The sequence below is a fragment of the Oceanobacter sp. 4_MG-2023 genome, assembly GCF_030689165.1.
Lineage (GTDB): Bacteria > Pseudomonadota > Gammaproteobacteria > Pseudomonadales > Oceanobacteraceae > Oceanobacter.
The window spans coordinates 232,450-257,819 of record NZ_JAUYVV010000003.1; the positions used below are offsets into that span (position 1 = coordinate 232,450).

General features: G+C 54.9%; 22 protein-coding genes. 13 read left to right on the forward strand and 9 right to left on the reverse strand.

The window, feature by feature from the left end:
* Positions 1-44: 44 nt before the first annotated feature.
* From Q8W24_RS04195 to Q8W24_RS04205, 3 genes are all read left to right on the forward strand, one after another.
* Complete coding sequence (locus Q8W24_RS04195; protein ID WP_303431151.1) at positions 45-539, forward strand: hypothetical protein; 495 nt, start codon at positions 45-47, stop codon at positions 537-539.
* Between the two features lie 194 nt (positions 540-733).
* On the forward strand, positions 734-1,714 hold the full coding sequence (locus Q8W24_RS04200) for a hypothetical protein (protein WP_305474505.1): 981 nt from the start codon (positions 734-736) through the stop codon (positions 1,712-1,714).
* A 324-nt stretch (positions 1,715-2,038) separates the two neighbouring features.
* Positions 2,039-2,458 carry a molybdopterin-binding protein gene (locus tag Q8W24_RS04205; protein ID WP_303431149.1) on the forward strand — a complete coding sequence of 140 codons (420 nt, stop codon included), beginning with the start codon at positions 2,039-2,041 and terminating at the stop codon, positions 2,456-2,458.
* 69 nt (positions 2,459-2,527) lie between these two features.
* Here the strand turns inward: Q8W24_RS04205 and lpxL are convergent, their stop codons facing one another.
* The 3 genes from lpxL to hldE form a co-directional block, all read right to left on the reverse strand.
* The gene (lpxL, locus tag Q8W24_RS04210) at positions 2,528-3,439 is read right to left on the reverse strand and encodes an LpxL/LpxP family Kdo(2)-lipid IV(A) lauroyl/palmitoleoyl acyltransferase (protein ID WP_303431148.1); all 912 of its coding nucleotides are present in this window, start codon (positions 3,437-3,439) and stop codon (positions 2,528-2,530) included.
* 71 nt (positions 3,440-3,510) lie between these two features.
* A complete protein-coding gene (gene rfaD / locus Q8W24_RS04215; protein WP_305474507.1) occupies positions 3,511-4,482 on the reverse strand; it encodes an ADP-glyceromanno-heptose 6-epimerase in 972 nt (323 codons plus the stop codon).
* A complete protein-coding gene (gene hldE, locus Q8W24_RS04220; protein ID WP_305474509.1) occupies positions 4,479-5,918 on the reverse strand; it encodes a bifunctional D-glycero-beta-D-manno-heptose-7-phosphate kinase/D-glycero-beta-D-manno-heptose 1-phosphate adenylyltransferase HldE in 1,440 nt (479 codons plus the stop codon). The genes rfaD and hldE overlap by 4 nt, the downstream gene beginning before the upstream one ends.
* 93 nt (positions 5,919-6,011) lie before the next feature.
* Between hldE and waaA the strand changes: the two genes are divergently transcribed.
* The gene (gene waaA / locus Q8W24_RS04225) at positions 6,012-7,283 is read left to right on the forward strand and encodes a lipid IV(A) 3-deoxy-D-manno-octulosonic acid transferase (RefSeq protein WP_305413524.1); all 1,272 of its coding nucleotides are present in this window, start codon (positions 6,012-6,014) and stop codon (positions 7,281-7,283) included.
* 38 nt (positions 7,284-7,321) lie between these two features.
* Here the strand turns inward: waaA and Q8W24_RS04230 are convergent, their stop codons facing one another.
* Positions 7,322-9,226, reverse strand: a complete 1,905-nt coding sequence (locus tag Q8W24_RS04230; protein ID WP_305474510.1) for an ATP-binding cassette domain-containing protein — start codon at positions 9,224-9,226, stop codon at positions 7,322-7,324.
* 27 nt (positions 9,227-9,253) lie between these two features.
* Here Q8W24_RS04230 and Q8W24_RS04235 point away from each other — a divergent pair, with 27 nt between their 5' ends.
* Positions 9,254-9,799 (forward strand): TIGR02444 family protein, encoded by a 546-nt coding sequence (locus Q8W24_RS04235; protein WP_303431142.1) that lies wholly within the window; start codon positions 9,254-9,256, stop codon positions 9,797-9,799.
* Positions 9,800-9,829: 30 nt separating this feature from the next.
* On the opposite strand, the gene Q8W24_RS04240 is transcribed toward Q8W24_RS04235, so the two are convergent.
* The gene (locus tag Q8W24_RS04240) at positions 9,830-10,621 is read right to left on the reverse strand and encodes a ParA family protein (protein WP_303431141.1); all 792 of its coding nucleotides are present in this window, start codon (positions 10,619-10,621) and stop codon (positions 9,830-9,832) included.
* Between the two features lie 143 nt (positions 10,622-10,764).
* Between Q8W24_RS04240 and Q8W24_RS04245 the strand changes: the two genes are divergently transcribed.
* Positions 10,765-11,223 (forward strand): DUF4124 domain-containing protein, encoded by a 459-nt coding sequence (locus tag Q8W24_RS04245; protein WP_303431140.1) that lies wholly within the window; start codon positions 10,765-10,767, stop codon positions 11,221-11,223.
* A gap of 147 nt (positions 11,224-11,370) precedes the next feature.
* On the opposite strand, the gene rsd is transcribed toward Q8W24_RS04245, so the two are convergent.
* The 4 genes from rsd to Q8W24_RS04265 form a co-directional block, all read right to left on the reverse strand.
* On the reverse strand, positions 11,371-11,847 hold the full coding sequence (gene rsd, locus Q8W24_RS04250) for a sigma D regulator (protein WP_303431139.1): 477 nt from the start codon (positions 11,845-11,847) through the stop codon (positions 11,371-11,373).
* Positions 11,848-12,035: 188 nt separating this feature from the next.
* Positions 12,036-12,548: a disulfide bond formation protein B gene (locus Q8W24_RS04255; protein ID WP_303431138.1), complete on the reverse strand. Its 513-nt coding sequence runs from the start codon at positions 12,546-12,548 to the stop codon at positions 12,036-12,038.
* A gap of 245 nt (positions 12,549-12,793) precedes the next feature.
* On the reverse strand, positions 12,794-14,392 hold the full coding sequence (gene gshA, locus Q8W24_RS04260) for a glutamate--cysteine ligase (RefSeq protein WP_305413517.1): 1,599 nt from the start codon (positions 14,390-14,392) through the stop codon (positions 12,794-12,796).
* A 169-nt stretch (positions 14,393-14,561) separates the two neighbouring features.
* On the reverse strand, positions 14,562-16,922 hold the full coding sequence (locus tag Q8W24_RS04265; protein ID WP_305413515.1) for a Tex family protein: 2,361 nt from the start codon (positions 16,920-16,922) through the stop codon (positions 14,562-14,564).
* 162 nt (positions 16,923-17,084) lie between these two features.
* Between Q8W24_RS04265 and Q8W24_RS04270 the strand changes: the two genes are divergently transcribed.
* The 7 genes from Q8W24_RS04270 (at position 17,085) to Q8W24_RS04300 (ending at position 25,362) form a co-directional block, all read left to right on the forward strand.
* Positions 17,085-18,869, forward strand: coding sequence for an O-antigen ligase family protein (locus Q8W24_RS04270; RefSeq protein WP_305413514.1), 1,785 nt, complete (start codon positions 17,085-17,087; stop codon positions 18,867-18,869).
* 264 nt (positions 18,870-19,133) lie between these two features.
* Positions 19,134-20,135 carry an ATP-grasp domain-containing protein gene (locus tag Q8W24_RS04275; protein WP_305413513.1) on the forward strand — a complete coding sequence of 334 codons (1,002 nt, stop codon included), beginning with the start codon at positions 19,134-19,136 and terminating at the stop codon, positions 20,133-20,135.
* 84 nt (positions 20,136-20,219) lie between these two features.
* Positions 20,220-21,368 (forward strand): trypsin-like peptidase domain-containing protein, encoded by a 1,149-nt coding sequence (locus tag Q8W24_RS04280; protein ID WP_305413511.1) that lies wholly within the window; start codon positions 20,220-20,222, stop codon positions 21,366-21,368.
* 63 nt (positions 21,369-21,431) lie between these two features.
* A complete protein-coding gene (locus Q8W24_RS04285; RefSeq protein WP_305474512.1) occupies positions 21,432-22,556 on the forward strand; it encodes a phosphoribosyltransferase domain-containing protein in 1,125 nt (374 codons plus the stop codon).
* On the forward strand, positions 22,549-23,307 hold the full coding sequence (locus Q8W24_RS04290; RefSeq protein ID WP_305474514.1) for a hypothetical protein: 759 nt from the start codon (positions 22,549-22,551) through the stop codon (positions 23,305-23,307). The genes Q8W24_RS04285 and Q8W24_RS04290 overlap by 8 nt, the downstream gene beginning before the upstream one ends.
* The gene (locus Q8W24_RS04295; protein ID WP_305474515.1) at positions 23,300-24,397 is read left to right on the forward strand and encodes a cysteine protease StiP family protein; all 1,098 of its coding nucleotides are present in this window, start codon (positions 23,300-23,302) and stop codon (positions 24,395-24,397) included. Before Q8W24_RS04290 ends, Q8W24_RS04295 begins: the two co-directional genes overlap by 8 nt.
* Positions 24,394-25,362, forward strand: coding sequence for an HpcH/HpaI aldolase/citrate lyase family protein (locus tag Q8W24_RS04300; protein WP_303431129.1), 969 nt, complete (start codon positions 24,394-24,396; stop codon positions 25,360-25,362). The genes Q8W24_RS04295 and Q8W24_RS04300 overlap by 4 nt, the downstream gene beginning before the upstream one ends.
* The last annotated feature ends 8 nt before the right edge of the window (positions 25,363-25,370 follow it).

Here is a 25,370-nt window from a genome sequence, read left to right on the forward strand (position 1 = left end):
ACGTTACAATGCGTCAAAGCTCACCCAGGCAACAGGATATCCAGGTGCAAAAACTCGTTCCTCCCATTATCGATCTCGAAGCCTCCGGTTTCGGTTCCGGCAGCTATCCCATCGAGGTCGGGTACGCGCTGGAGGATCGCATGGTGACTTGCTGCCTGATACGTCCGGCTCCATCATGGTGTCACTGGAGTGAAGAAGCAGAAAAGATTCACGGTATCTCCCGTTCGATGCTTGAGTCCGACGGCCTTGGCCCGCGTGAAGTGGCATTACGTATGAACGACGCCTTGCGAGGGAAAACCCTGTACTCGGATGCCTGGAGTTACGACAGCTCATGGCTTGGACGGCTGTTCGATGAAGCTGACCTGGTGCAGCGCTTTCGTATTGATACGATCAACCGCCTGCTGAGCCAGGAGCAGATGGAAGCCTGGCATGACACCAAGAACAGCCTGTGGGATGAACTGAAGATCGAGCGCCATCGCGCTGCCAATGATGTTCGCGTGTTACAGGAAACGTTTTTACGGGTCACTGGCCGGGTCTGAGACCGGCGGATTGTTCGATTATCTTGACCCCATTGAGCCGGGGTTTATCCTTATGCGCCGATGATCTGTACCCTCGGCCGTGCCGTCTATATGCAATATGGCTCAATGCTGGAGCTTGCCCGGCAGATCCGGTATGTTTCCCGGCATACCCTCATTGGACCCTGACAGGCTCCGAAGAGCACTGGAGAATAAAAATGGATATCAGCCAGTTACTCCCTCTGGCAGCGCAACTTGTGATTCTGATTGCTCTGTTTCTGGTCGTTGCCCCGCTAAAAAAACGCCTTGATCGTATTGAGACCAATCTGGCTGCACAGACTGCCGAGCAGTCCGAGCACCATCAGTTCAGTGCGGAAACCCTGGACAGTGTCGTTAATGAAATCAAGGATCATTTTGAGATCAGTCTGAACAATCTGCTGCGAGATACCGGTGATATCAATCACAGCCTGAGAGTCAATGGCGAGCAGAGCCAGCGTGCCCTGGAGTTACAGGAGCTGGTGTTCAGCGAGATATCCGGTGGCCATGCGCATATCAAGGACCTGTTGTCCGCCAATCTTCGCAATCAGAAAAAACTGGCTGAAGAGATGGCCCGGACATCCATTAACGCATTCCGTAATGCCAGCGCGCAGACGCACTCCGATGTTCAGCAAGCATTTGCAGCACAGGATAAGGCCTTGCTCAAATTGAGTGATTCTTCCCAGCGTATGCTGAGTAGCACAAGTGCGCATTTTAATGAAATGAGCAAGGAAGTGGCGACGCTCAAGAAAGCGGTGGCAGCGATGCTTAATATCCAGCGCAAGGCTGATCAGATGCTGGAACCGCTGTCGGCACAGCAACAACAGCAGCTGACGCTACTGAACCTGGTACGCGAGCAGCAGCTCCGACAGCGGGAAATTATCGATGCGGAGATGACCATACTGACCGATCTTAATCACTCCTTGCAGCTGCAACGCCAGCAGCTGGATGACTTGGGCGAGAATGGCAGTGTGGCCGCTGCCGTGCTGAACAACCTGCAGCGTAATCAGCTGGAAGCCACCACTTTCGAGCGCCGCTATACGGCTCTCAGCCAGGAGTTGGCTGAACTGTCCGTTATGATGCAACCTTGGCTGGAATCCCTTTCCGAGCCTTGTGCCGCAACGACATTACATCAGGTTCAACCCTCTGTGGTCGTCGAATAACCTGATCTGTCTCACGTTGTGTTTGACATGGTTTTGTAATAATCATTGGCCGGTCTTACTGATCAGGTTCTGCCTCCTCTTATCCATATCCGCTGTATGTATGCTGTTTGATCTGCATGTCGTTGCCATACAGGCAGGTGCCTGGTCGCGGCATCACGCCGTTTCAGTTTCCAATACATCTGGATATGCCGGGTAGTCCTGTTCCGTGGATTCAGGATAACCGCCAGTGCCCGTGTTGGAGATCATCACTGCAGGTTGCTGTTCCTTTTTATGGTCAGAACGCATGAAAACCAGACAATACCATTGTTGTAGGAGACAACTCTTATGTTGACCAGTGCCAGAAATCAATTAGTTGGGAAAGTCCTCCAGGTTCGTGGTGGAGCCGTTAATGATGAAGTGGATATCGCCCTGAATGATCAGGATGTGGTGGTGGCGATCGTCACCAGTGAAAGCACCAACAAGCTTGGATTAACGGCGGGCAAGGAAGTAACGGCCTTGATCAAATCCAGCCATGTGATGCTCAGTACCGATCTGGATTTATCCATCAGTGCCCGTAACTTGCTCAAGGGCGAAGTATCGGCAGTGCGTCACGGGGCGGTGAACTGTGAAGTGGACGTGACGTTGCAGGGCGGTGGTGAACTCGTTGCCATTGTTACCGAAGGCAGTATCAACAAGCTGGGCATCCAGGTCGGTACCCCTGTCTGTGCTTTCTTCAAGGCCAGCGCCGTTATTCTTGCTGTTTGAATTAACGGGCTAACCAGCCTGAACCAGTCGTACTGGCTGGCATTTCCCCAAAGAGGTCTGGCGCTGTTTTCAGCGGTAGACTTCGCCTTTTTTTACCGCCTTGTCTGGTCGGGTTTTAAAGCGTTTGTGCAACCACAGATACTGCGACGGATGTTGACGCAGTTGCTGCTCGATAAAGGCATTGGCAACCCGTGCGTCTTCGATATCATCCCCGCTGGGAATCGGCAGTGGCGGGTGTACGGTGATATCGTAGCCGGAGTTGTCATGGCGGCGAAAGTAGGTGACTGGCATCACGGTTGCCTTGCCGGCTCTGGCAATGCGGGAAGTGGCGGTAATCGTGGCCGTCGGAATCCCGAAAAAATCCACAAAAACACTGTTCTTGCGGCCAAAGTCCTGGTCTTGCGCGTACCACAGTGCCTCGCCTTGTTTGAGGCAACGAATAAAGGCGCGGATATCCTTGCGGGTGTAGCAGCCGCTGTAGAGTTTCTGGCGGCGCTGTTCCATCAACCAGTTCATCACTGGATTGTCCTGGGGCCGGTAACTGACATTGACCGGTACCTGGGTGACAAACAGAGCCCCGGCAAGGTCGAGCATGGAGTAGTGCGCTCCCAGCAATAACACCCCTTTCCCGGCGGCCAGTTCTGCCTTGAGCTGATCAAAGCCATGAAAGTGGGTACGGCTCAGCAAATAGTCCGGCCGCCGAAACCAACCGATCAGGGTTTCCATCAAGCCAATGCCGTTGTCGATAAACACCTGTCGCACCAGTTGCGCCTGTTGCTGTGGGGTTTTCTCCGGAAAGCAGAGACCGATATTGACCCTGGTGATGTGGCGGCGACTTTTGCCCACCTTGTACAGTAACAGTCCCAGCGTTTTACCAATCATCAGCTGGAGACGGTAGGGCAGATAAGTCATGGCGACCAGCAGGCCAACGCCACACCAGACTGGCCAGTAGCGAGGATGTAACAGGTGCTTGGGAGGCATGGATATTCTCTTTCGACGTACGGAAAGTCCGGCAAGGGCTGCCGGACCCAAGGATCAGTGTAGACGCTGTATCAGCGCTGGTTGAGCCAGTTCATATACGCATGGACACCGGTTTTGACATCGGCGAAGGCCTGGTCATACCCGGCTGCCCGCAAGGCACTGATATCAGCCTCGGTAAAGCTTTGGTAAGCGCCTTTAAGGTGATCTGGAAACGCCATGTATTCTTTACGGGCCGGGTTGCCTTGTTCCTGATGCCAGTCGATCACGGCATCAGCGACGTCATTAAAGCTCTGGCACTGGCCGGTACCGAGGTTGAAAATACCGCTTTGATCCGGGTTGGCCCAGAACCATAGGTTAACCTTGACGACGTCTTCGACAAACACAAAATCACGGCGTTGTTCACCATCGGCATAACCGTCACAACCGGCAAACAGTTTGCACACGCCATTGGCTTGAATCTGGTTATTAAAGTGAAAGGCGACCGATGCCATGCTGCCTTTGTGATGTTCACGGGGGCCATAAACATTGAAGTAACGGAAACCCACCACCTGACTTTGGAACTGTTCCGGCGATGTTGTCCGTAGCTGACGAACATACTGGTCGAATTGCCACTTGGAATAGCCATACACGTTCAGTGGCTGCTCGAAGCTGCGCTCTTCCTTGAAAACGGCACTGCCACCATAGACTGCCGCACTGGAGGCATACAGAAAAGGAATACGTTGTTCGAGGCAGGCGTGTAACAGGATTTTGGAGTATTCGTAGTTGTTCTCCATCATGAACTTGCCGTTCCACTCGGTGGTTTCTGAGCAGGCGCCCTCGTGGAAAATCACGTCAACGTCGTCGAGCAGGCCGTCATCCAGCTGTACCCGCTGGATAAAGTCATCCTTGTCGAGGTAATCAGCAATATCGCAGTCAGCGAGGTTGTAGAATTTCTTGCCGTCGGTCAGGTCGTCGACCACGATAATGTCGCTGCGGCCCTGTGCGTTCAGGGTTTTGACAATGTTGGCACCGATAAAACCAGCCGCGCCGGTAACAATGATCATGACTTGCTCTCCTCAGAATTCTGAATACGTTTGACAATGGCACTGGTGGAACAGTTGTCTTTGAAGCTAAGAATAATGACGTCACCGCCGTTGTCCTGCACACAGCGACCGCCAGCAATCTGATCAACGGTGTAATCGCCGCCCTTGACCAGAATATCCGGTAGCAAGCGGCAAATCAGACGCTCTGGTGTGTCTTCGCTGAACGGCACTACCCAGTCAACGCTTTCCAGTCCAGCCAACACCGCCATGCGGTGATCGATTGGATTGATCGGCCGGGTCGGGCCTTTCAGGCGGCTGACGGATTCATCGGCATTGACGGCGACCAGCAGCCGGTCTCCCAGGGCCTTGGCTTCTTTCAGGTATTGTACGTGACCCGGATGCAGGATATCGAAGCAGCCATTGGTCATCACCAGGGTTTCACCCCGTGAGCGCGCTTCTTCTACCTGAATGGCGAGGCTGTCTTCGTCGAACATCCCGGCACCCTGATGATTTTCGCTGCGCAATTCGATACGCAGTTCTTCGGTGGTTACGGTCGCGGTGCCGAGTTTGCCGACGACAATACCGGCGGCGGTGTTGGCCATCAGTGTTGCCTGGCGCAGGTCACAGCCTGCGGCCAGAGAGGAGGCCAGTACCGAAATCACCGTGTCCCCGGCTCCGGTAACATCAAATACTTCTCTGGCCCGGGTGGGCAAATGGAACGGCTCCTGATGTTTGACAATCAGGGTCATGCCTTTTTCACTACGGGTGATCAGGATGGCATCGAGGTCATGGGCCTCGATCAGCGCTCGCCCTTTGGCGACCAGTGTGTCGTCGTCCGGGCAGGGGCCGACCACTGCTTCAAATTCACTCAGGTTGGGGGTGATCAGGCTGGCGCCGCGATAACGTTCAAAATCAGTGCCTTTGGGGTCGACCAGCACCGGGACATTGGCCTGGCGAGCGGCACGAATCAGGCGTTGCGGGTTGCTCAAGGCGCCTTTGCCGTAATCTGACAGTATCACGACTTGCGCCTGGCTGAGCTGCTGGTCGTAGGTTGCACACAGCGTCGACATATCGGTGCTGTGAAAAGCCTCTTCAAAATCGAGCCGGATCAACTGTTGCTGGCGACTGATAATGCGCAGCTTGGTAATGGTGGGGTGGCAGGGGTGCTCGAGAAAGTGACAGGCGACCCCGGACTGTTGCAGCAGGCCCGACAGCTGACGGCCATTCTCATCGTTGCCGGTAACGCCCAGCAGCACGGCATTGGCACCCAGGGTGGCGATATTGAGGGCTACGTTACCGGCACCACCGGCACGGTTTTCGATGTCCTGGATTTTAACCACAGGCACCGGCGCTTCCGGAGAAATACGGGAAGTTGGACCTTGCCAGTAGCGGTCCAGCATGACGTCACCAAAGACAAGCACCTGGGCTTGATGGTAGTCCGGAACGTTGGTATTCATTGTAATTTGCGCACTAAAAAAAGAGCGCTGAGTCTAGCACAATGGCTTGTTGTGCTACCATTCCTGCCCCTGTTCCCGCTAGAGAACTCACTTGTGGCACGGCTTGGCTATACTGTTTTTCTGACCCTGATAACGCCGATTCTGCTGGCCCGCCTCTGGTGGCGTGGCCGCAAGAATCCAGGTTATCGCCAGCGTATTGTTGAACGTTTTGGCGCCGTCACTCCCTTGCCTCTCCGTGGAGCCATTTGGGTGCATGCGGTATCGGTGGGGGAGACGCTGGCTGCTGCCCCGCTGATCGAACAACTGTTACGGCAGTATCCGCAGCGCACGATCTGGATCACCAGTACCACCCCAACCGGGGCGGCGCAGGTCGAACGTCTGTTCGGTGACCGGGTCCGGCGCAGTTTTATGCCGTACGACTTGCCGTTGTGCTGGTGGCTGTTTTTGCGACGTACAAAGCCTGACTGTCTGGTGGTGATGGAAACTGAATTATGGCCCAACCTGTTGGCCTGTTGTCAGCAGCGGGGCGTACCGGTGCTGCTGGCCAACGCCCGTCTGTCTGAGCGCTCGGCCCGCGGATATGCCCGCTTGTCTGCACTGACCCGGCCGATGTTGCAGCGCCTGACACACGTAGCGGTGCAGCATCAGGTGGATGGCCAGCGGTTGCTGGATCTCGGTTTGCCGCCATCCCGGCTGAGTGTCTGCGGCAGTATCAAATACGATGTGGTGGTGCCGGCCGGGCTGGATGAGCAGGCCGCGGCCTTGAAGCAGGGCTGGGGCAAGCAACGACCAGTGGTGTTGCTGGCGTCCAGCCACGATGGTGAAGAAAGCCTGATGTTGGCTGCCATGACATCCTGGTTGCAGCGCTGGCCAGAACTGTTGTTGGTGCTGGTGCCGCGTCATCCGGAGCGCTTTGGGCCGGTGGCGCAAGCGTGTCTGGAGCAGGGTTTTACGCTGGCGCAGCGCAGCACCCAGGCTCCTGGCAACGATGCACAGGTTTATCTGGCTGACAGTATGGGCGAAATGCTGCTGTTGCTGGCGGCCGCCGATGTGGTGGTCATGGGTGGCAGTCTGGTGCCGCGCGGCGGTCATAACCCGATCGAACCGGCGGTGCTGGGCAAGCCGGTACTGATGGGGCCGCATTATTTCAATTTTCAGACGGTGGTGGATGAGCTGGTGGATATTGGGGCGGTACAGCTGACGACCGCTGCCACCCTGGCTGACGATGTTGCGTTGCTGCTCGATCACCCGGAGCAGCGCCAACAAATGGGCCTGGCGGGGTACAACCAGGTGCAACAGAATCAGGGAGCGGTAGCCCGGCTTGTTGCGAATGTCGCAACGTTGCTGTCAGACAATGCGCATTAAATACGCAGTGTCTGACGGATATAAGCGGTTGACCCGGGTCAGTCGCTGTTTTCCAGCTGCTCTGTCAAATCCATCCATTCCATTTCGACATCTTCCAGCTTGCTTTTGGTCTCTGCCTGTTCGGCCAATCGCTGTTTGAGTTCCTGTTTGCGAGCATCTTCGTACAGGCTGCTGTCTGCCAGCGTTGTTTCGATTGCGGTGAGCTGTTGCTGCAGTTTTTCCATCTGTTTTTCTGCGGCTTGCTGCTGTTTGCGTAGTGGTGCCAGACGCTGGCGGCGGGCGGCATCCAGACGTTTCTGCTCCTTGCGATCAACCGTTGTGGCCGGGCTGGCACTGTCCGGTGCGGCGGCCGGACTGCTGGTGTCCCACTGTCCCCGGGTGTTGAGGTACTGGTGGTAGTCGTCGAGATCGCCATCAAACTCCTGCACCTTGCCGTGATCAACCAGCCAATATTCATCGACACTGGCTTTGAGCAAATGACGATCGTGGCTGACGATCAGAATGGCACCGGGGAAGTTCTGCAGCGCCAGCGTCAGTGCCTCGCGCATCTCGATATCCAGATGGTTGGTCGGTTCGTCGAGAATCAGCAGGTTGGGTTTCATCCAGGCGACGCAGGCCAGCGCCATACGGGCTTTTTCACCGCCGGAGAAAGGTTCAATCACTTCCAGGGCACGGTCGCCATGAAAACCGAACCCACCCAGGAAGTTACGAATTGACTGCTCGCTGGCCTTGGGTTTCAGCCGTTGCAGGATCAACATCCCCGACGCTGAGGTGTCGAGGGATTCGAGCTGGTGCTGGGCAAAATAACCGATATGCAAATGCTCGCCCCGGGTACGTTCACCGGCCAGCAAGGGAATCTCTTCACAGAGGGTTTTTAACAGGGTGGATTTGCCCGCGCCATTGGGGCCAAGCAAGCCGATGCGGTCACCGAGCACAATGGAAAGGTTGACGCCAGGAAGCAGCGTTTTGGTGTCATTGGCTTGCTGATAACCGAGGTCGGCCTGTTTCAGCGTCAGCAACGGGCTGGACATTTGTTCATGACAGGGAAATTCAAACCGGAATGGCGAGTCAACATGGGCCGGTGCGATCAGCTCCATGCGCTGTAATTCTTTCAGGCGGCTCTGGGCCTGCTTGGCCTTGGATGCCTTGGCGCGAAAGCGGGTAACAAACTTTTCGATTTCTTCAACACGGGTTTGCTGTTTTTCGAACAGCAGTTGCTGCTGGGCCAGCTTTTCTGCCCGGATCCGTTCGTAAGCGCTGTAATTGCCAGGGTAAAGCGTCAGCTTCTGCTCATGCAAGTGGACAATATGATCGGCCACGCCGTCGATAAAATCGCGATCGTGAGAGATAAACAACAGGGTGCCGGGATATTTGCGCAGATAACCTTCCAGCCACAGGGTAGCCTCGAGATCCAGGTGGTTGGTTGGTTCATCCAGTAACAGCAGGTCGGAGGGCATCATCAGTGCCTGAGCCAGATTCAGACGGATACGCCAGCCCCCGGAAAAATCTTTCACTGCCCGTTGCAGGTCGGCCTGGTTAAAACCAAGACCATGGAGCAACTGCTCAGCCTTGACGGGCACTTCGTAGCCCTTGTGCTGGTCCATGCGGTCGAGCCAATGGGTCAGCTGATGGTCATCGGCGGCGTTGGCAATGCCGGCTTCTATGGTGCGATAGGGCTTGTCACCATCGATGGCGTAGTCGAGGGCGCTGCGTTCGCTGGCGACGACTTCTTGTGCCATATGGGAAATTCGCCACTTGCCGGGAATTTCCAGATCACCGCCATCGACGGTCAATTCGCCGTTCAGCAGTGCAAACAGAGTGGATTTTCCCGCGCCGTTGGGACCGATCAGGGCCAGTTTCTGGCCATCATGGATGCGCAGGCTGGCATCTTTCAACAGGGTTTGCGTACCCCTTTGCAGGGAAACCTGATTAAATTCAATCATATTCGACAGTGACTAAAGGTAGCGGCAATGGCGGCGCAGTGTGCCACAGAATCTCTGGACAACCCACTGTGGCAATTCGCCCAGCGGTTTTACCAGATGAATAATGTTGAGCAGCGATTGCTTGAGATACAAGAAGATGGCGGAGATGTACTGCTGGTTTTGGCGGCATTATGGCTGGCCAGTGAGTGGCGTGCCTGGCCTGAGGATGAGCCGTTTGCTCAGCGTCTGGCCGGTTATCTGGGGTGGAGGGACAGCGTCATCCGGCCGTTACGGGGCATACGGACCCTGCTACCCAAAGGCTCGTTATCCACAGCGCCAACAAACGATCGCTTTGCTGGCGAGTTCCGCCAACGGGTCAAGGCACTGGAGCTGGAGGCCGAGCAGTTTGGCCTGGCTGGTTTGTATCAGTTGCTGGAGGAGTTCGCCGGGGCGTGTCCTGAGGAAGAAAGCCTGGTTGATTGTGTGATGGAAAATCTGGCATTGCTGCCAGATTGGCCGCAACCGGATCGGGATGACGATTCGCCAGAACCCTTGATCGACGCTCTGGAAGCTTATCTTGAGCAGCAATCATGACATGGTTTCTGTGATGATGCCGGGAGTGTGTCATGGCGATGGCTTGTCAGCCTGGTAATGGCTGCCGGGAGAAGACTTGGTGCGGGTACTTTCCAGCCATTGCAGCAGGACTTCCCAGTGAGCCAGGTCTCTGGCATCCGCCAGCGGGTCATCAATGATGCCTTGGCCCAGTTCGCTGGTTCTGACATAACGCTGGGTGTCCCGCAGGGTGGTGATAAAGGGAATGCCAAGGCTTTTCAGAAACAGATTCAGCTTGGTATAGATCAGGGTATTTTGCCGGGTGCGATTGGCGACGACGGCAATCGCCCGGGGGGATTGGCGGAACACCGGTGACAGCATAACGTCCCGAATAAACGTGGTGGCCGCCCGAATATCAATGGCGGACGGCAAGACTGGAATAATCACCGCGTCACTTTGGCGGATGCGATCGCCAAGGGCATGGCCGGTCAGCCCGGCCGGTGTATCGATGATCATCATGGCGGTATTGCTCGGTACCCGCATTTCCCAACTGCGAGTGGCGGTCGTCTGGCTGCGGCGGGTGGCACAGACGCCGGTAATCGTGGGCAAGTGATGACCCCGTGCCTTGAGCCAGTCACTGGCGGAGGCTTGTGGGTCATAGTCGATCAGGGCGGTGTGAAGCTGTCGGGCAGCAAAAAAACTGGCGAGGTTGGTAGCGAGCGTGGTTTTGCCACAGCCGCCTTTGGCATTGGCAATCAGTACGCGAAAGGGTTTTTCATGACGAGTGATTCGTACATCGCTACCCTGGCCTGATGCCGTGCGGTCACTTGAGGAGGAAGCGGTTGCGGGAGAGGTCTGTAACACAGTTGGTTCTCCTTCTGCTGATCGTTGTGCCAGTGCTTCCGGGACTGGATATCAGTCACTCGGAGTTTCCCTGCGAGGCACTTATACATTCAAGTATCGGTTACAATAGTTAACGGACAAAACGAACATCAAAGGATGGTCAAATGCTAAAAGCCAGAATACTGATTCCACTGGCGATCATACTGGTGAGCGTGTTTATGACACCTTACTTTCTTAACCGTTCTGACGGCAAGCCTTTGGTATCGATGGGGGAGAGTGTTGATTCAACCTTATCGACGATGACCACTCGGAAAACCTACTATAAATGGCAAGACGCCGAAGGTATCTGGCATTTTGGTGACGAGGTACCCGAAGGAGTGGCTGTGATTCCGGTGACGGTGGATACGGCGGCCAATATTCTGCAACATTTTGATATAGGGACGGAGCCGGAGATCCACAGCGAGGCACGGGCGTCGACCGCTGCAGATGACGTTGATCGGGTACAGCCGGGGCTTGAGGCGTTGTTTAATCCCAAGGCCGCTGAACAGGCCCTGAATGATGCCAAGGCTGTGCAAGGACTGCTGGATGCCCATAATGCCCAGATAGAAAGCATGACGCGTTAGCCTGCGAAGTGGGTCGAAAAGTGGGATGGGAAGTGGTACGGGGATGGAACCTGGAACAGTGTAACGACGGGTGGCCGACTCTTGACGGTTGCAAGAAACAAGCGACAGGGCGTCGAACCCGGTCAGTGGATTCGACGCGCTATGTTGTTATTCAGTAACCGATTCGCGATGAGCAGTGTGCAGGCGTTCGATCAGCTGATCTTCCAGTTGAAAGCGTTCTTCCAGTATTTCTCCCAGGTGAGACAGATCTTCCGACAGCTTGGTCAGCTGCTCCAGATTGCAGGAATGATCATAACGATCGTTGAAGTCCACACACTGGGTCGTCAATTGGTCGAGACGAGGAACCAGTTGCTGGGCAAATTCGAGGCTGCCATCGGCATATTCCCGCGCTTCGACCATCAGGCGCTCGTAAATTTCAAAATGGCCAGCGGAGCAGTAATCCATCATCGCCTGACAAAAATTCTGTACCAGCTCGGCCAATGGGGTTTCTTCGTGAGACAGCGGTTTGACACTGGAAAGGTGGCAAAATTTGACAATTAACGCCTGTCTCCCGTTCAGCCAGCTGTCGATCATCTTGTGGACGCCACCCCAGCGTTCTTTGGCAGTGTTGACTCGTTCTAACATACGGCACTCCTGTCTGTGATCGTGAGTCTGTCCCCGGTGCTTGTAACGGAACAGGGAACAGCCTCCGCTGGCATCAAAAGCCAGCTCTGGCGCGACCAATATAGGCAAGGTTAAAAGCTCTGTGCAAGTGGCTTTTTCAACAATTGCCACTTGCTATCCGCCATGGTTCTGCTTATCGCTCAGGCCGCTCAGGCTTTCCGCCCATTACTGCGCCATTTGGCGATCAGGGTGATCAGGCTGATGATCGCAAACACAATAAAGAACAGCCGCGTCCACTCCGGCATGCTCATGCCCCAGAACATCCAGGAAATATCCGCGCAGTTGCCGTTGCCGTGCAGCATGATGTTGATCAGCTCATTCATGGGCAGGGTTTCGAGCAGGTAGTCAAAGCTGGGACCGCAGGCAGGGACTTCTTCTGGCGGCAAGCCTTGAATCCAGATGTGGTGGTTGGCTACCACGGCTCCAAAAACAGAGGCGCCGGTGGTCAGGGCCAGTGCCAGCCGTGACATCCAGCGAAAGCCGTCAAAAATAAAGGCCAACAGGCAGCCAATACCGATCAGCAGGGTCGCCAAGCGTTGCACAATACAGAGCGGACATGGCTCCATATAAAGCACAATCTCGAAGTAATAGGCTGCACCAAGCAGGGCAGCACAGATCAAAAATCCGGCCAGATAGCCAAAACGCAATAATCTCGGGCTCATGGGGTTGCCTTATGCGAAATCGTGATGATGGGCGAGTGTATCACAGCACTTTGTACGGGAACCGGGTTGTCATTGCGCAAATCTGACACCTGTTATGGCAGCGTCAGATTTGAGTCATGGTTCTTTACGTGCCAAGTGGCTGTGGTGGCGGATGTCAGTCCGCCAGAAGTCGAAAATGTTCCGCCGGATGCAAGCATTCTCGCCCGTTTTCTCTGCCATGTTGGCCAGACCGGACGAGAGTCTTGTTAACGTTGCAGGTAATCGGCAAGAAAGTCTTCGAATGACAGTGTATCGCTGTCTTCGATTTGGGCTTGCTCTTGCAGTGACTGGCGGGCCAGGGCTTGCCAGTGGCGATGAACCTCCGGTGCCAGTGGTTGTGACAGGGCCTTGCGGTGCTGTCTGGCTTGTTGCAGGGTAAATTCGCTGAACTCCAGCTTTTGCTCTTGCAGCGCCGCCAGTACTTTGGCGGATGGCGTATGAGCCGCATCGGCCAGTTTCAGGCGTTGCTGGCCCAGGCTGTCAATATGGAAGCTGTGCTGGTTGGCGCTGTCCATTTGTTGCGCCAGTGCCTGCATGTCATCCAGCAAGGCCAGGCCCCATTGCTGCAGGTTGCGCTCTTGCCCTTGACTGAGCAGCGTCAGGCCCGGCTCCCGGCCGCGCATGACCGTGCGCTGTTGATTGGTCTGTATCTGCAGATATTCGTCATCTTCAATGGTGTCGCTGGACTGCAGCAGGCAGTAACACAAAAACAGATCCATAAACGTCGTTTGTGGTACATCGATGCCAACCGGCATAAAGGGATTCAGGTCGGTGTTGCGGACCTCGATGTATTCGACGCCAAAGGTATTCAGGGCTTCCAGCGGTTTTTCATCGTTTTTGGCGATACGTTTGGGGCGGATGTCGCTGTAGAACTCGTTTTCGATTTGCAGCAGGTGGGTGTTCAGCTGCTGGTAAACGCCGTGTTGATCCTGGACGCCCAGCTTTTCGTAATCGTCGACCTGGACATTAATGGCATCCCCCAGAGTCTCGACGTAATTCTCAACGCTGTTGTAGCACACTCGCAGGCTGGACTGGGCATTGTTCTGATAGCCCAGGTCACTCATGCGCAGTGATGTGGCGTATGGCAGATACAGGGTGTGTTTGTGCAAGGTATCAAGGTTGTGCTCACGGCCGGCGAGAAAGCTGCTGCAAACGGCCGGGGAGGCGCCGAACAGGTACAGCAATAACCAGGAATAGCGCCGGAAGTTACGGATCAGGCCAAAATAGCGACGTGAGATAAAGTCCTGCAAGGATTCGTCTGGCTGGTTATCCAGGGCTTTGAGTATTGGCCACAGTTCGTCGGGCAGTGAAAAATTATAATGAATACCCGCTATACATTGCATGGTACGACCATAGCGGTGCCACAATCCATGACGATAAACATGCTTGAGCTGGCCCAGATTGGAGCTGCCATAGGTCGCAATCGGGATGCTCATCTCGCCTTCCAGAATACAGGGCATGGAGCTGGGCCAGATCAGTTCGGCGTCCATCTGGCTGAAGGCAAAGCGGTGAGCCACATCGAGACAGGCAATGGCTTCATGGCCGCTGCGGTAGACCGGCGTGATAAATTCCAGCAAGGCTTCGGAATAATCCGTGGTGATGCTGGGGTGGGTCAGGGTCGAGCCAAGCCCTGTGGGGTGGGGCTTCTGGCTGATAATGCCATCGTTGTTACAACGCAGACCTTCCTTCTCGATACCGCGCTGCAACCGCGTCAATAGAGCCGCATGTTGCGGATTTTGCAGTAGCGCCAATGCATCGCGATAGGCAGTATCTTGGAAAGCGCGGGGAAGGGTGGTGGTTGCCAAGGTCGTCTCGATTCAGAACAAATGTCGGCGGAGTATAAAAGAAAGCTGGTCGGGTAAGTAAGTCCGGGCGCAGGACTGACAAGTAAAAGAGCTGTGCAGGAGCGCAACAATAGCCAGCGACAGGAGGCTGTCTGTTGCTGGCTATTGGTCATTCGGGTGAGTCGGGCGGTTATTTTTTCTTGCGCGCGTTGGACAGCGCCGCTGCCAGTGCTCCGGCCATGGCGCCCTGGCCTTGCGGCTGTTTGTCGCCAAACGAGGTCCGGTTTTGGCTGCCTCGTTTGGGGCTGTTGTTGCGTTGGCCACTGCGATTGGCTTGTTCAGCGGCTTTTTCATTGGCATCGTCACCCAGGCGCATCGACAGGCCAATACGTTTACGCTCAGGGTCCACTTCCATTACCTTGACCTTGACGATGTCCCCGGCCTTGACGACATCCCGAGGGTCTTTGACATAGTGGTCAGCCAGTGCCGAGATATGTACCAGGCCATCCTGATGGACGCCGATATCCACAAAGGCACCAAAGGCGGCAACGTTGGTAATGACACCTTCGAGCACCATATTGGGTTTCAGGTCGGAGATTTTTTCGACACCTTCCTGGAATTCGGCAAAGCGGAATTCCGGGCGCGGGTCACGTCCCGGTTTTTCCAGCTCTGCAAGAATATCTTTCACCGTCAGCAGCCCGGCGTCAGCACTGACAAACTGCTCGGCATTGACCGATTTGAGGAAGGAGTGGTCTCCGACCAGGCTGCCGATATCCTTGCCAAAGTGCTTGGCGATATTGTTCACCAGCGGGTAGGACTCAGGGTGAACCGCCGAGGCATCGAGGGGGTTGCTGCCGTTCATGATGCGCAGAAAGCCTGCCGCCTGTTCGAAGGTTTTGGCTCCCAGTCGCGGCACCTTGGCCAATTCCTTACGGCTGTTAAAGGCACCGTTTTCGTCCCGGAAGGCAACGATATTATTGGCGAGGGTGGTGTTCAGACCGGAAATCCGGCTGAGCAGTGGTGCTGATGCTGTGTTCAGGTCGACGCCGACCGAGTTCACACAGTCTTCCACAACGGCATCCAGCGAGCGGGCCAGATGACTTTGGTTAACATCGTGCTGGTACTGGCCAACGCCGATGGATTTGGGTTCGATTTTGACCAGCTCGGCCAGAGGGTCCTGCAAGCGTCGGGCAATGGAGACAGCGCCACGAATGGTGACATCGAGGTTCGGGAATTCCTTGGCAGCCAGCTCGGAGGCGGAGTACACCGAGGCACCGGCTTCGTTGACCATGATTTTTTGCACTTTCTGGCTGGCATCCAGTGCCGGGTTGATCTTTCTCAGCATATCGCCAACAAACTTGTCGGTTTCCCGGCTGCCGGTGCCGTTGCCAATCGCAATTAACTGCACGCCGTGTTTTGCAATCATGGCCATCAGGATGGCTTCAGATTCGGCAAATCTGTTTTGCGGAGGCGTGCAGTAAATCGTGCTGTAATCGACCACCTTGCCTGTGGCGTCAACCACCGCAACCTTCACGCCGGTGCGCAAACCCGGGTCGAGGCCCATGGTGTTTTTGGCACCAGCGGGCGCAGAAAGCAGCAAATCCTTGAGGTTGTCGGCAAAGACCTTGATGGCGCCTTCTTCGGCCTTTTCGCGTAATTGCCCGACCAGTTCGGTTTCAAGGTGGGTCAACAGCTTGATGCGCCAGGTCCACTTGACGACTTCGGCCAGCCAGCGATCGGCGGCCCGGCCTGCGTTCTTGAGCTGGAAATGACCGGCAATCATGGCTTCACACGGGCTACCAGCCAGCTTGTCTTCCAGCTCTGCTTGGGTGACCAGCGAGAAACCCAGTATGCCTTCGTTACGGCCGCGCAGAATCGCCAGCGCACGGTGACTCGGCACGTTTTTTAACGCTTCATCGTGTTCAAAATAGTCGGCGAACTTGCTGCCTTCGGCTTCTTTACCAGCAATCACCCGGACCGACAGGATAGCTTCCTGTTGCAAAAACTGGCGGAGCTTGGCCAGCAGGTCGGCATCTTCGGCGAAGCGTTCCATCAGGATATACCTGGCACCATCCAGTGCGGCCTTGGTGTCGGCGATGCCCTTGTCGGCGGAGACAAACGCAGTGGCTTTAGACTCGGGGGTCAGGTTCGGATTATCCAACAGACGTTCGGCCAGTGGTGCCAGTCCGGCTTCGATGGCGATCTGGCCTTTGGTGCGGCGTTTTTTCTTGTAGGGCAAGTACAGGTCTTCGAGCCGGGTTTTGGTATCGGCAGTCAGCAGCTCCCGCTGTAGTTCTGGGGTCAGCTTGCCCTGCTCACCAATGCTTTTCAGGATGCTGTCGCGACGATCTTCCATCTCGCGCAGATAACGCAATCGCTCTTCCAGATTACGCAGCTGGGTGTCATCCAGTGCTCCGGTGACTTCTTTCCGGTAGCGGGAAATAAACGGTACGGTGGCACCTTCATCCAGCAAGGCAACGGCAGCCGATACCTGTTGCGGACGGATATTGAGTTCTTCGGCAAGGCGTTGGCCTATGGATTCGAGCAGCATGTGGTGGTCGGACCTCGGTCAGGTTGGTTAAGGGTGGATTTTGGATGGTCAGGCGACAGTATAAACAATATCATCCATCAACATGTAACCCCTCTCGGCCCTCTGGTAACCGTTTGCAGGCTTGACATTCTACACGCTTATTCTTATGGAGCTATATCGGCAATGGAAACAACCTTACCCTACAATAGCCAGAAACCAATCCGTATTTTTGGTATGAATTCACGGAAAGATTTATCAGTATTGTTATTTATTTTAGTAGCATTTTTGTTTGTAGTAGGTTTGTTGGCTAAATATTTGTCTGGAGGCAGCACATTTACTGACTACCGTTCGGCATTACTAATGATACAAGTTGGCTTGGCTACTCTTCTTTTGATTATGTTGCGGGGGAGGCTCGAAGTCACAGGAGGACTCTGGCTTTGGGCTGGAGGACTCTGGCTGGGCTTATCTGTGATAGCGACGGCGTTGGCTGACCACGTTTATATCGGTATTTATCGACAGATGGAACTGATGGTGTCGCTGTTGAATATCTGGTTATTAGGACTTTGTTTTCGGCAATTCAGTACGTTACGGGACTGGGTAACGATCGGGATACTGCTGGCTATTTGCTTGACCTGGATGATTAACCTGTTTTTGTTTCTCAGTCTTGATCGACCTTTTCAATACAGTTGGAGTAGAGGCGGGCCAGCATATTCTCATATTCGTCACTGGGGAGATGTTGCGGCAGTGGGTGTTGTGCTTGGTTGCTACTTTTTATCACATGGAAAAACCTGGAGTCGGTTGTTCGGAGCTCTGGCTTTGTATTTGTCGGCGGTTGCTGTGTTGTTTTCGGCTGGACGAGCAGCGTGCGCCGCAGCTTTACTAGCACTTATTCTGATTGCCTGGTTGCATCGTCGGCAACGTGGTGCGCTGTTAATTTTGGCGATTTTAATTGGTCTGGCTGCATATACAGCAATATTATTAACTCCGGATGCATTTGTTCGCGGATGGAGTGGTGTTTGGAGAATAGTTGGAGCTTTGGGTTATTCTGACTCAGGAGAAGGAAGTTTCAGTAGTGGGCGTACCGTTATTTGGGAGGCTGTCCTTGGTCAAATGACAGGACAGCATTGGTTCGGTAGTGGCCCGGATTCTTACCATTATATGAATCCATTTCCTTTTGGTCAGGCACCACATAATACTCTGCTTGAATTTGCACTGAATTGGGGTTGGCCTGCAGCAATGATTTCATTTATCTGGTTGTGCTGGGTGGGCATACGAGGCTTAGTTCATGTCAGGCAGGCAGATATGAAGTCTGTATTACCTGTAACAGTTTATTGGGCGATCGCTTATGGTGTTCTGTTTCTACAAGGGCTGGTTTCAACAACGTTTCATGAACCATCCAGTATGCTGCTGCTGGTAGCTTCCATGGCAATGATCTGGTCGACTCCAAACCGTACGACTACACGCTATTACTCACGCTTTAAAGGGAGTGCTGTGATTCTTGTATTTTTGATGCTAGTTATTGGAGTCAACCAGCAGTATCTCAGAGTTATCGATTTTAACCAGCGTATTGTCTCCAATAAAACCATCACAGACCAGGACATTGAGTGGGTGAAAAAGCACCCTTATTTACTTTCAGGTATATGGACCATCTTGAATGGTGGAGAACGCTATTCAGAAACAGAAGCGCTTGAATTGGCTAACTGGTTGGAGCCAAGAATAGAAAAACAGATTCATAAAGTGATTGCCTGGAAATCTGGTTTTTGGCGGAAGCAAGGCAATTTTCATAAAGCGGAGTCTGAGCTTGAGCGGGCCATTGCCAGCCGGCCATTGTTGGGACTAACCCCTGGCCTATTGGAAGTGTGTTATCTGGCCGGTGTTTTGGAATGGCATCACTCTTGTGTTGCAGCAAACGAATACGGACAAACCAAGGCGGAAGAAATAAGAATCAGGCGATTACTCGGTTACTAACCAATTAATCCTTGTATTTAGCTGATGTTGGGTAGTGGCCTTAAGGCATTCCCCTATTTCTTTGTTTCGCCCCTCTCTGGCGGCTTTGTTGCGTATGTTCCATCCCCCGCCTTGCATAGTGATGGCGGGTTTTTGATGATAGATTCAACGAGTTAGGTAAAACCCGTCCCATTCCATCTGTGCGCTCTCTGCTCTGTTCCGGTGTCGTATCGGATACGCCGCTGGGCCATGTTGTCTGAATATTGAATAACCGAGGTGAAGTTCTTGATCTGGTTTCTTGAAGGTCAATCGAGTCAGCGCGATATCATTACCGGCGCTCGCGATGCCTTGCCTGTGGATGTCACTCTCTTGGCTTCTCATCGTGGTGATCGTCCGGAAATTACCGGTCTGGCGGATGTGTCGTTACGTGAGCCGAAGGATAGTCCAGACAAAATTGACTGGGTAATTGACACCGCTCTGGAGCATGGCGTCCAGGTATTGCTGGCCGGACGTAATTGGCAGCTGTTTGAGACGGCTCGCGATCGCTTTGAAGCACATGGCTTGCAGCTGATTACCGGTGGCATGTCGTTGGAGACCTTCCGTCTGGTCGATAACAAAAGCCTGTTTACTGCTGCTGCTGAGCGTGCCGGTTTGGCCTGTGTGCCGGCGGTGACGGTGACGACGGCAGAGGAATTGGCGCAGGCGTATGCTGACATGTCGGTTTACGGTGAAGTCTGTATCAAGCCTGCCATCGGTATTTATGGTCAGGGCTTCTGGCGTTTTCGGGAAGGTGTGGATGCCTTTCGCTGTTTTGCGAATCCGGATGCCCGTGAAGTCAATTTTGAGGCCTATTTACAGGCCTATGGTCTGGATACCCAACGTGCCCCGATGTTGGTGATGCCGTATATGGCGGGCAGCGAGTGTTCGGTTGATATGGTGTGTGAAGCAGGGGTGGCGGTAGCCTATGTTGGCCGTCGCAAACAGGGCTTGTACCAGACCTTTGAGCGTGAGTCGGCAGCGGTTGAGCTGGCACTCAAGGCCGCTGCTCATTTTGGCTGCGATGGTCTGGTGAATGTACAGACTCGTGACGATGACAACGGCCAGCCGCATCTGCTGGAAATCAACCCGCGTTATTCCGGTGGTATCGGTTACACCCGGCTCACCGGGGTCAATTTACCCGGCATCTGGGCCTGTCGCCGCCTGGGTTTGCCAGAGCCTGTGAGTGATTGGCTCCCGAATCTCAAGGTAAAAGTCGTCAGTGTGGCTTTACCATTGACGGCAGGCTGAGTTGGAATCACCGCTGGGGTTGCAATTGGCCGGGGTTTGTCTCCATGCTTCAATCCGGCAAACAGGATCAGGGAGTGAGTATTGATGCGGGAATTGGTCGTTGGTGCCAATGAAGGGCTGCCAGTCACAGACATTCGGCTAACCCTGGACAGCAAACAAGGTGGCGCGCTGGGACGTAACGCCGGGTTGGCGTTATTGCCGCTTGACGCAAAACACCTGCCGACCGGTGCACCTTCCTTGTACCGGCTCACCCAGCCTTGGATGCAGTGGCACGAGGAGGGTGACTCACTGCGGTGTGAGGTCGATCTGGCGCAATTACCTGCCCGAAGTGACCGGCTGTTGCTGGTGGTGTACACCTTTGCGGCAGTGGGGCCAGTGGCTGAGCTGGAGCGTGTACACTTGCGGATTGCGGATATCATCTCTTATAAACTGGAGCTGCAGGATTCGGGTGATGCTGCCATGGTCATTGGCGAATGTTACCGCCGTGGTGCGCAGTGGAAATTCCGGGCGCTGGCGGAAGGTTCTGCTTATGGCCTCGCAGCGTTCGGGCGTCGTCTCGGGTTAACCATTGATGATCACCATCCGGACCGGTCGCATGAAGTCGCTGGGGCGGAAGCGGGCAGGGCCGCTGCCGGTGTGGCAACAGGCACTGGTTTTGCGGTTTCCTCCCGACATATCCTGACCTGTGCTCATGTGATTGAAGATCGCCAGGATATTCATATAACGTCCTTTGACGGGCGTTATCGTGCTGAGCCAGTGATGGTCGATCGCCGTAATGATATCGCGTTATTACGTATCCAGCAGGAGCCCGGGTTGCAGCCCGTGTGCTTCCGTGACGATGTGCGCTGCCATCTTGGTGAAACGGTTGTCGCACTGGGTTTTCCTCTGGCCGGTTTTGCTGGTGGCGATGTTCATGTTACACAAGGGGGCATTTCGGCGCTGTTTGGTGTCCATAACGATGCCAGCATCCTGCAGTTCACCGCACCGATTCAGCCAGGCTCCAGCGGCAGCCCGTTATTCGATAGCAACGGAGCCGTCGTGGGTATGGTGACTTCAAGTATCAGTGATGCACAAAATATGAATTTTGCCGTCAAGGCCGCTTTGTTACAGGCCTTTTTGCACGCTTGCCGGGTCGAGGTGTCCACCATGACAAGCGCCACCACTCTGACCACGGCCGATATGGCACGAGTGACACAACCTTCCTTATGGAAGATTGAAGCACGCGGCAGCTAAATACATCTTGCTGACCCCGGCCACCGTGTTGTGTGCTGTGGTTGGTACTCTGGGAATAAAATCATGGAAAGTACCGCAGTAAAACACGCTTTGAGTGCCCAATTAATGCGCGGGTTGCTCGAAGTTAATGTGGACGATGCACGTATCGATCCCGACGAGTTATTCGGTTTTGCCGAGCGGCGCAACCCGAAGCGGGCATTTCTGTTTGTCTCTCGGGTGTTAGGTCGTCATATTCCGGTACGCCCGGCGCAGATGGAAGCCGCTTTTACCAAATTGGCGGCGCAGATTCCGGATGACTTGCCCGGCCCGGTGCTGGTGATCGGCATGGCTGAAACCGCCGTTGGTCTGGGAGCCGGTGTCCATCGCGCCTACAGCGCGACACGGTCGGATGCAATTTATCTGGTGACGACCCGCCATCCGGTCGGGGATGACATTTTTACCCGCTTTGAAGAAGAGCACAGCCATGCCAGTGCCCATCTGATTCATCGGCCGGTGGATGCTGATATTCGGGATGCCATGTTGCAGGCCCGTTCGCTGATATTGGTCGACGATGAAGCCTCAACCGGCAAAACCTTTATCAACCTTTATGAAGCGCTGATGGCATCCGGGCTGTCGCATATTGAGCGGGTGGTGACCTGTGTCTTGACGGATTGGTCCGAAGGCGCCGTGCAAAACAGGATTGCAGCCCCGACCGATCAGGTCTCGCTGTTGCAGGGCTCTTACCGATTTATTGAAGATATTACCGCCCCGTTGCCAGAGATGCCGGATGTTGAAACGGTAGCGGCCGGAGAGTGGCTCTTGTCGCCGGAGCATGACTTTGGCCGTTTGGGTGTACGCCATGTCGACGACACGCTGGCGCCTGGGTTGCAAATCAAGGCCGGAGAACGGGTGCTGGTGGTTGGCACCGGAGAATTTGTCTGGAAACCGTTTTTACTGGCGGAACGACTGGAACAAGCCGGTGCCGATGTGCATTTTGGCTCGACTACCCGTTCGCCCATTGCTATCGGTCATGCTATCGAACATGCGTTATCCTTTCCGGACAACTACGGTCTGGGTATTCCCAATTTTATCTATAACGTCCGTCCGGGCCAGTTTGACCGGGTGCTGATTTGTACCGAGACTCCGGCAGAGGCTGTTCCCGCTCTGTTGATAGATACTCTGCAAGCCGAGGTAGTGGTCAATGAGTAATACGCGTCCGCTGGTTTTTGTCGATCTTGATGACACCCTGTTCCAAACCGCTCGCAAAATGCCACCCGACAGCCCGCGCCACCCTGCCACCCTGGATGTGCACGGCCAGCCCAATGGTTATATGACGCCGGTACAGCAGGCTTTTGTGCAATGGCTGCTGGCCACCGCCGACGTCGTGCCAGTGACGGCGCGCAGCGTAGAGGCCTACCGCCGGGTGCAGATTCCGTTTGTCCATGGTGCCGTGTGTGCCCATGGCGGCGTGATCCTGACGCCGGATCATCAGCTGGAGCCACAATGGCAGGCACAGATGACCGATCGTCTGGCGGCCTTTCAGTCACGGCTGCAGCAGCTGAGCGCCGCCACATTGTCTATTGGCGAGGCGCTGGGTTTCTCACTCAGAGGCTGGGTGGTCGAAGAAGAAGGCTTGCAACATTACGTCGTCACCAAGCATAACGAACAGGACGATGCGGTACTTGCACAGGTGTTAGCCGAAGTGCAGCGCCGCGGTTTGCTGGAAGGTATGCACGTACATGCCAATGGCAATAATCTGGCTTTCTTGCCCCAGGGGCTGGCCAAACAGCTGGCGGTGCAGGAATGGCTGCAGCGGGACCGGGCCATCAACGGCGACCGTCCGGTATTGGGGTTTGGTGACAGCCTGACCGATTTGGGTTTTATGAGCGAATGCCACTGGTGGGCCACCCCGGCCCGAGGGCAGTTGGCACGGGTGGTGGAGGACCAGATTCATGAGTGATGTGTTTAATGCACTTCACACCGTTGGCAGTGGCAGTTATCTCGCTGACGATGTGCATTTTTTATTGCAGCCCTGTCAAATTGAGCCAACCGACGTGGCTGAGAAAGAGCGTCTGATTCAGACCAATCAGAAGCATTATTCAGAAATGATCAGTCGGGAAGACGCACCAACCGACATTCATATCACCCTGTATGAGCGAGCGCTGAAACAGAATGGCGCCCGTATGGCTGCCGATGTTCAGGCATTGGCCGAGGCTTTGAACACCGGCTGTCCAGGCGGCGCGGTGGTGCTGGTATCGTTTGTTCGGGCCGGTTTGCCGCTGGGCGTATTATTACGTCGGGCACTGCTGGCGATGGGGCGCGAGGCTTATCACTACGGCATCAGCATTGTGCGTGATCGTGATATAGACCGTGTGGCGCTGGAAGCCATTATTACCGCGCACGGTGCCGACAACCTGATCTTTGTAGATGGCTGGACAGGAAAAGGAGCCATCGCCGGTGAGCTGCAGCGCAGCCTTGGGGATGATCCACGTTTTGTTGGTGGGCCACGTATGGTGGTATTGGCCGACCCTTGCGGTCATGCCTGGCTGGCGGCATCGGCGGAAGATTGGGTGATCCCGTCCGGTATTCTGGGTGCCACTGTGTCGGGTCTGGTGTCCCGTTCCATCTGGCCGGCGGATGGTGGCTTGCACGGTTGTATGCGCTGTGATCATTTACAGGCTTTTGATGTTACCCGTGCGTTTGTTGACCGGATTGAGGCTGAGCGTCAGCAACTGGGGCCTGTGACGGCCGCAGTTCCCTGGAGTGATACGCAACGACAACAGCTGCAAACTGCCGCCACTGGTGTTGTCAGTACACTGGCTAACCGCTTCGGCATCACCAATATGAACCGCATCAAACCGGGTATTGCCGAAGCCACTCGGGCGGTACTGCGACGCGTGCCCGAACATGTACTGGTACGGGACAAGAACGACAGCGACGTCCGCTTGTTAATGCATCTGACCGAACGTGCCGGTGTCACCGTCGAGGAAGTGGGCGATGCCCTTGGTCCCTATCGGGCTGTAACCATTATCCGGAGCGTGAATCAATGACACGAGTGTCACCCTATGCCCTGGGGGCGACTCTTTATATGCCCGCCACTCGTGCGGACCTCGCCGATGTTATCTGTCACTGCAAAGTGCCTGAACTGCGGTCGTTGGTGATTTGTCTGGAAGATGCTGTGGCCGACAGCGATGTGGATATTGCGCTGCGAAACCTGGAACAGTTGCTGCTGCAATTACACCAACAAAAGCAGCCGTTTTATCCGCCGGGCCAGCCGAGCAGGCAGCCATTGCTGTTTGTGCGCCCGCGTAATGCCGAGATGGCAGCACGCTTGAGTGAATGGCCATTGATATCCGAAATCGACGGTTTTGTGATTCCGAAGCTGACGCTTGATAATTTACCGGTTTGGGAGCAAGCACTGGCTCACCCGGATTTATTGCTGATGCCAACACTGGAAACACCAGAAACCTTTAATCCTGCCGCCATGGTGGAACTGGGTGAAGCCTTGAAAGTCCGGCTGGGGGAGCGGATTGTGGTGCTGCGTATCGGCGGCAACGACCTGATGGGTTGTTTGGGGCTGCGCCGCAACTCGACCACAACCCTGTACAGCACGCCCATGAGTTATCTGATTCCGATGGTGTCCGGCGTGATGGGCTCATTGGGTTTCTCTCTCTCCGCGCCCGTATTCGAGCAGCTGGCTTCCCCGCAGTTATTGCAGCAGGAACTGGATCTGGATATCGCCCATGGCATGGTCGGTAAAACCGCTATTCACCCCTGTCAGATCACTTTGATTCACGACCGTTTCCGGGTCAATCTTGAAGATCTGAATGCTGCCAGGATGATAGTGCAAGACCAGGCGCCAGCGGTCTTTCGCCATAACGATGCCATGTGTGAGCCTGCCACTCACCAGAAATGGGCGCGTGGTATTCTGGAGCGTGCCAAGTGGTATGGGGTAAAACCGCAGGAAACCATTAGTCAGGATGGGCCGCTCGGTCTGACCGAATCGCGCTGCTAGCCGCATGG

Excerpts from the sequence above, each read along its gene's own strand:
- Q8W24_RS04255 (WP_303431138.1), bottom strand. The coding sequence starts at position 12,548 with ATGAGCCCGAGATTATTGCGTTTTGGCTATCTGGCCGGATTTTTGATC.
- Q8W24_RS04200 (WP_305474505.1), top strand. The coding sequence starts at position 734 with ATGGATATCAGCCAGTTACTCCCTCTGGCAGCGCAACTTGTGATTCTG.
- lpxL (WP_303431148.1), bottom strand. The coding sequence starts at position 3,439 with ATGCCTCCCAAGCACCTGTTACATCCTCGCTACTGGCCAGTCTGGTGT.
- Q8W24_RS04295 (WP_305474515.1), top strand. The coding sequence starts at position 23,300 with ATGAGTGATGTGTTTAATGCACTTCACACCGTTGGCAGTGGCAGTTAT.
- Q8W24_RS04300 (WP_303431129.1), top strand. The coding sequence starts at position 24,394 with ATGACACGAGTGTCACCCTATGCCCTGGGGGCGACTCTTTATATGCCC.
- Q8W24_RS04280 (WP_305413511.1), top strand. The coding sequence starts at position 20,220 with ATGCGGGAATTGGTCGTTGGTGCCAATGAAGGGCTGCCAGTCACAGAC.
- rsd (WP_303431139.1), bottom strand. The coding sequence starts at position 11,847 with ATGTTAGAACGAGTCAACACTGCCAAAGAACGCTGGGGTGGCGTCCAC.
- Q8W24_RS04235 (WP_303431142.1), top strand. The coding sequence starts at position 9,254 with ATGGCGGCGCAGTGTGCCACAGAATCTCTGGACAACCCACTGTGGCAA.
- Q8W24_RS04205 (WP_303431149.1), top strand. The coding sequence starts at position 2,039 with ATGTTGACCAGTGCCAGAAATCAATTAGTTGGGAAAGTCCTCCAGGTT.
- Q8W24_RS04245 (WP_303431140.1), top strand. The coding sequence starts at position 10,765 with ATGCTAAAAGCCAGAATACTGATTCCACTGGCGATCATACTGGTGAGC.
- Q8W24_RS04285 (WP_305474512.1), top strand. The coding sequence starts at position 21,432 with ATGGAAAGTACCGCAGTAAAACACGCTTTGAGTGCCCAATTAATGCGC.
- Q8W24_RS04230 (WP_305474510.1), bottom strand. The coding sequence starts at position 9,226 with ATGATTGAATTTAATCAGGTTTCCCTGCAAAGGGGTACGCAAACCCTG.
- rfaD (WP_305474507.1), bottom strand. The coding sequence starts at position 4,482 with ATGATCATTGTTACCGGCGCGGCTGGTTTTATCGGTGCCAACATTGTC.
- hldE (WP_305474509.1), bottom strand. The coding sequence starts at position 5,918 with ATGAATACCAACGTTCCGGACTACCATCAAGCCCAGGTGCTTGTCTTT.
- Q8W24_RS04265 (WP_305413515.1), bottom strand. The coding sequence starts at position 16,922 with ATGCTGCTCGAATCCATAGGCCAACGCCTTGCCGAAGAACTCAATATC.
- Q8W24_RS04270 (WP_305413514.1), top strand. The coding sequence starts at position 17,085 with ATGGAAACAACCTTACCCTACAATAGCCAGAAACCAATCCGTATTTTT.
- Q8W24_RS04290 (WP_305474514.1), top strand. The coding sequence starts at position 22,549 with ATGAGTAATACGCGTCCGCTGGTTTTTGTCGATCTTGATGACACCCTG.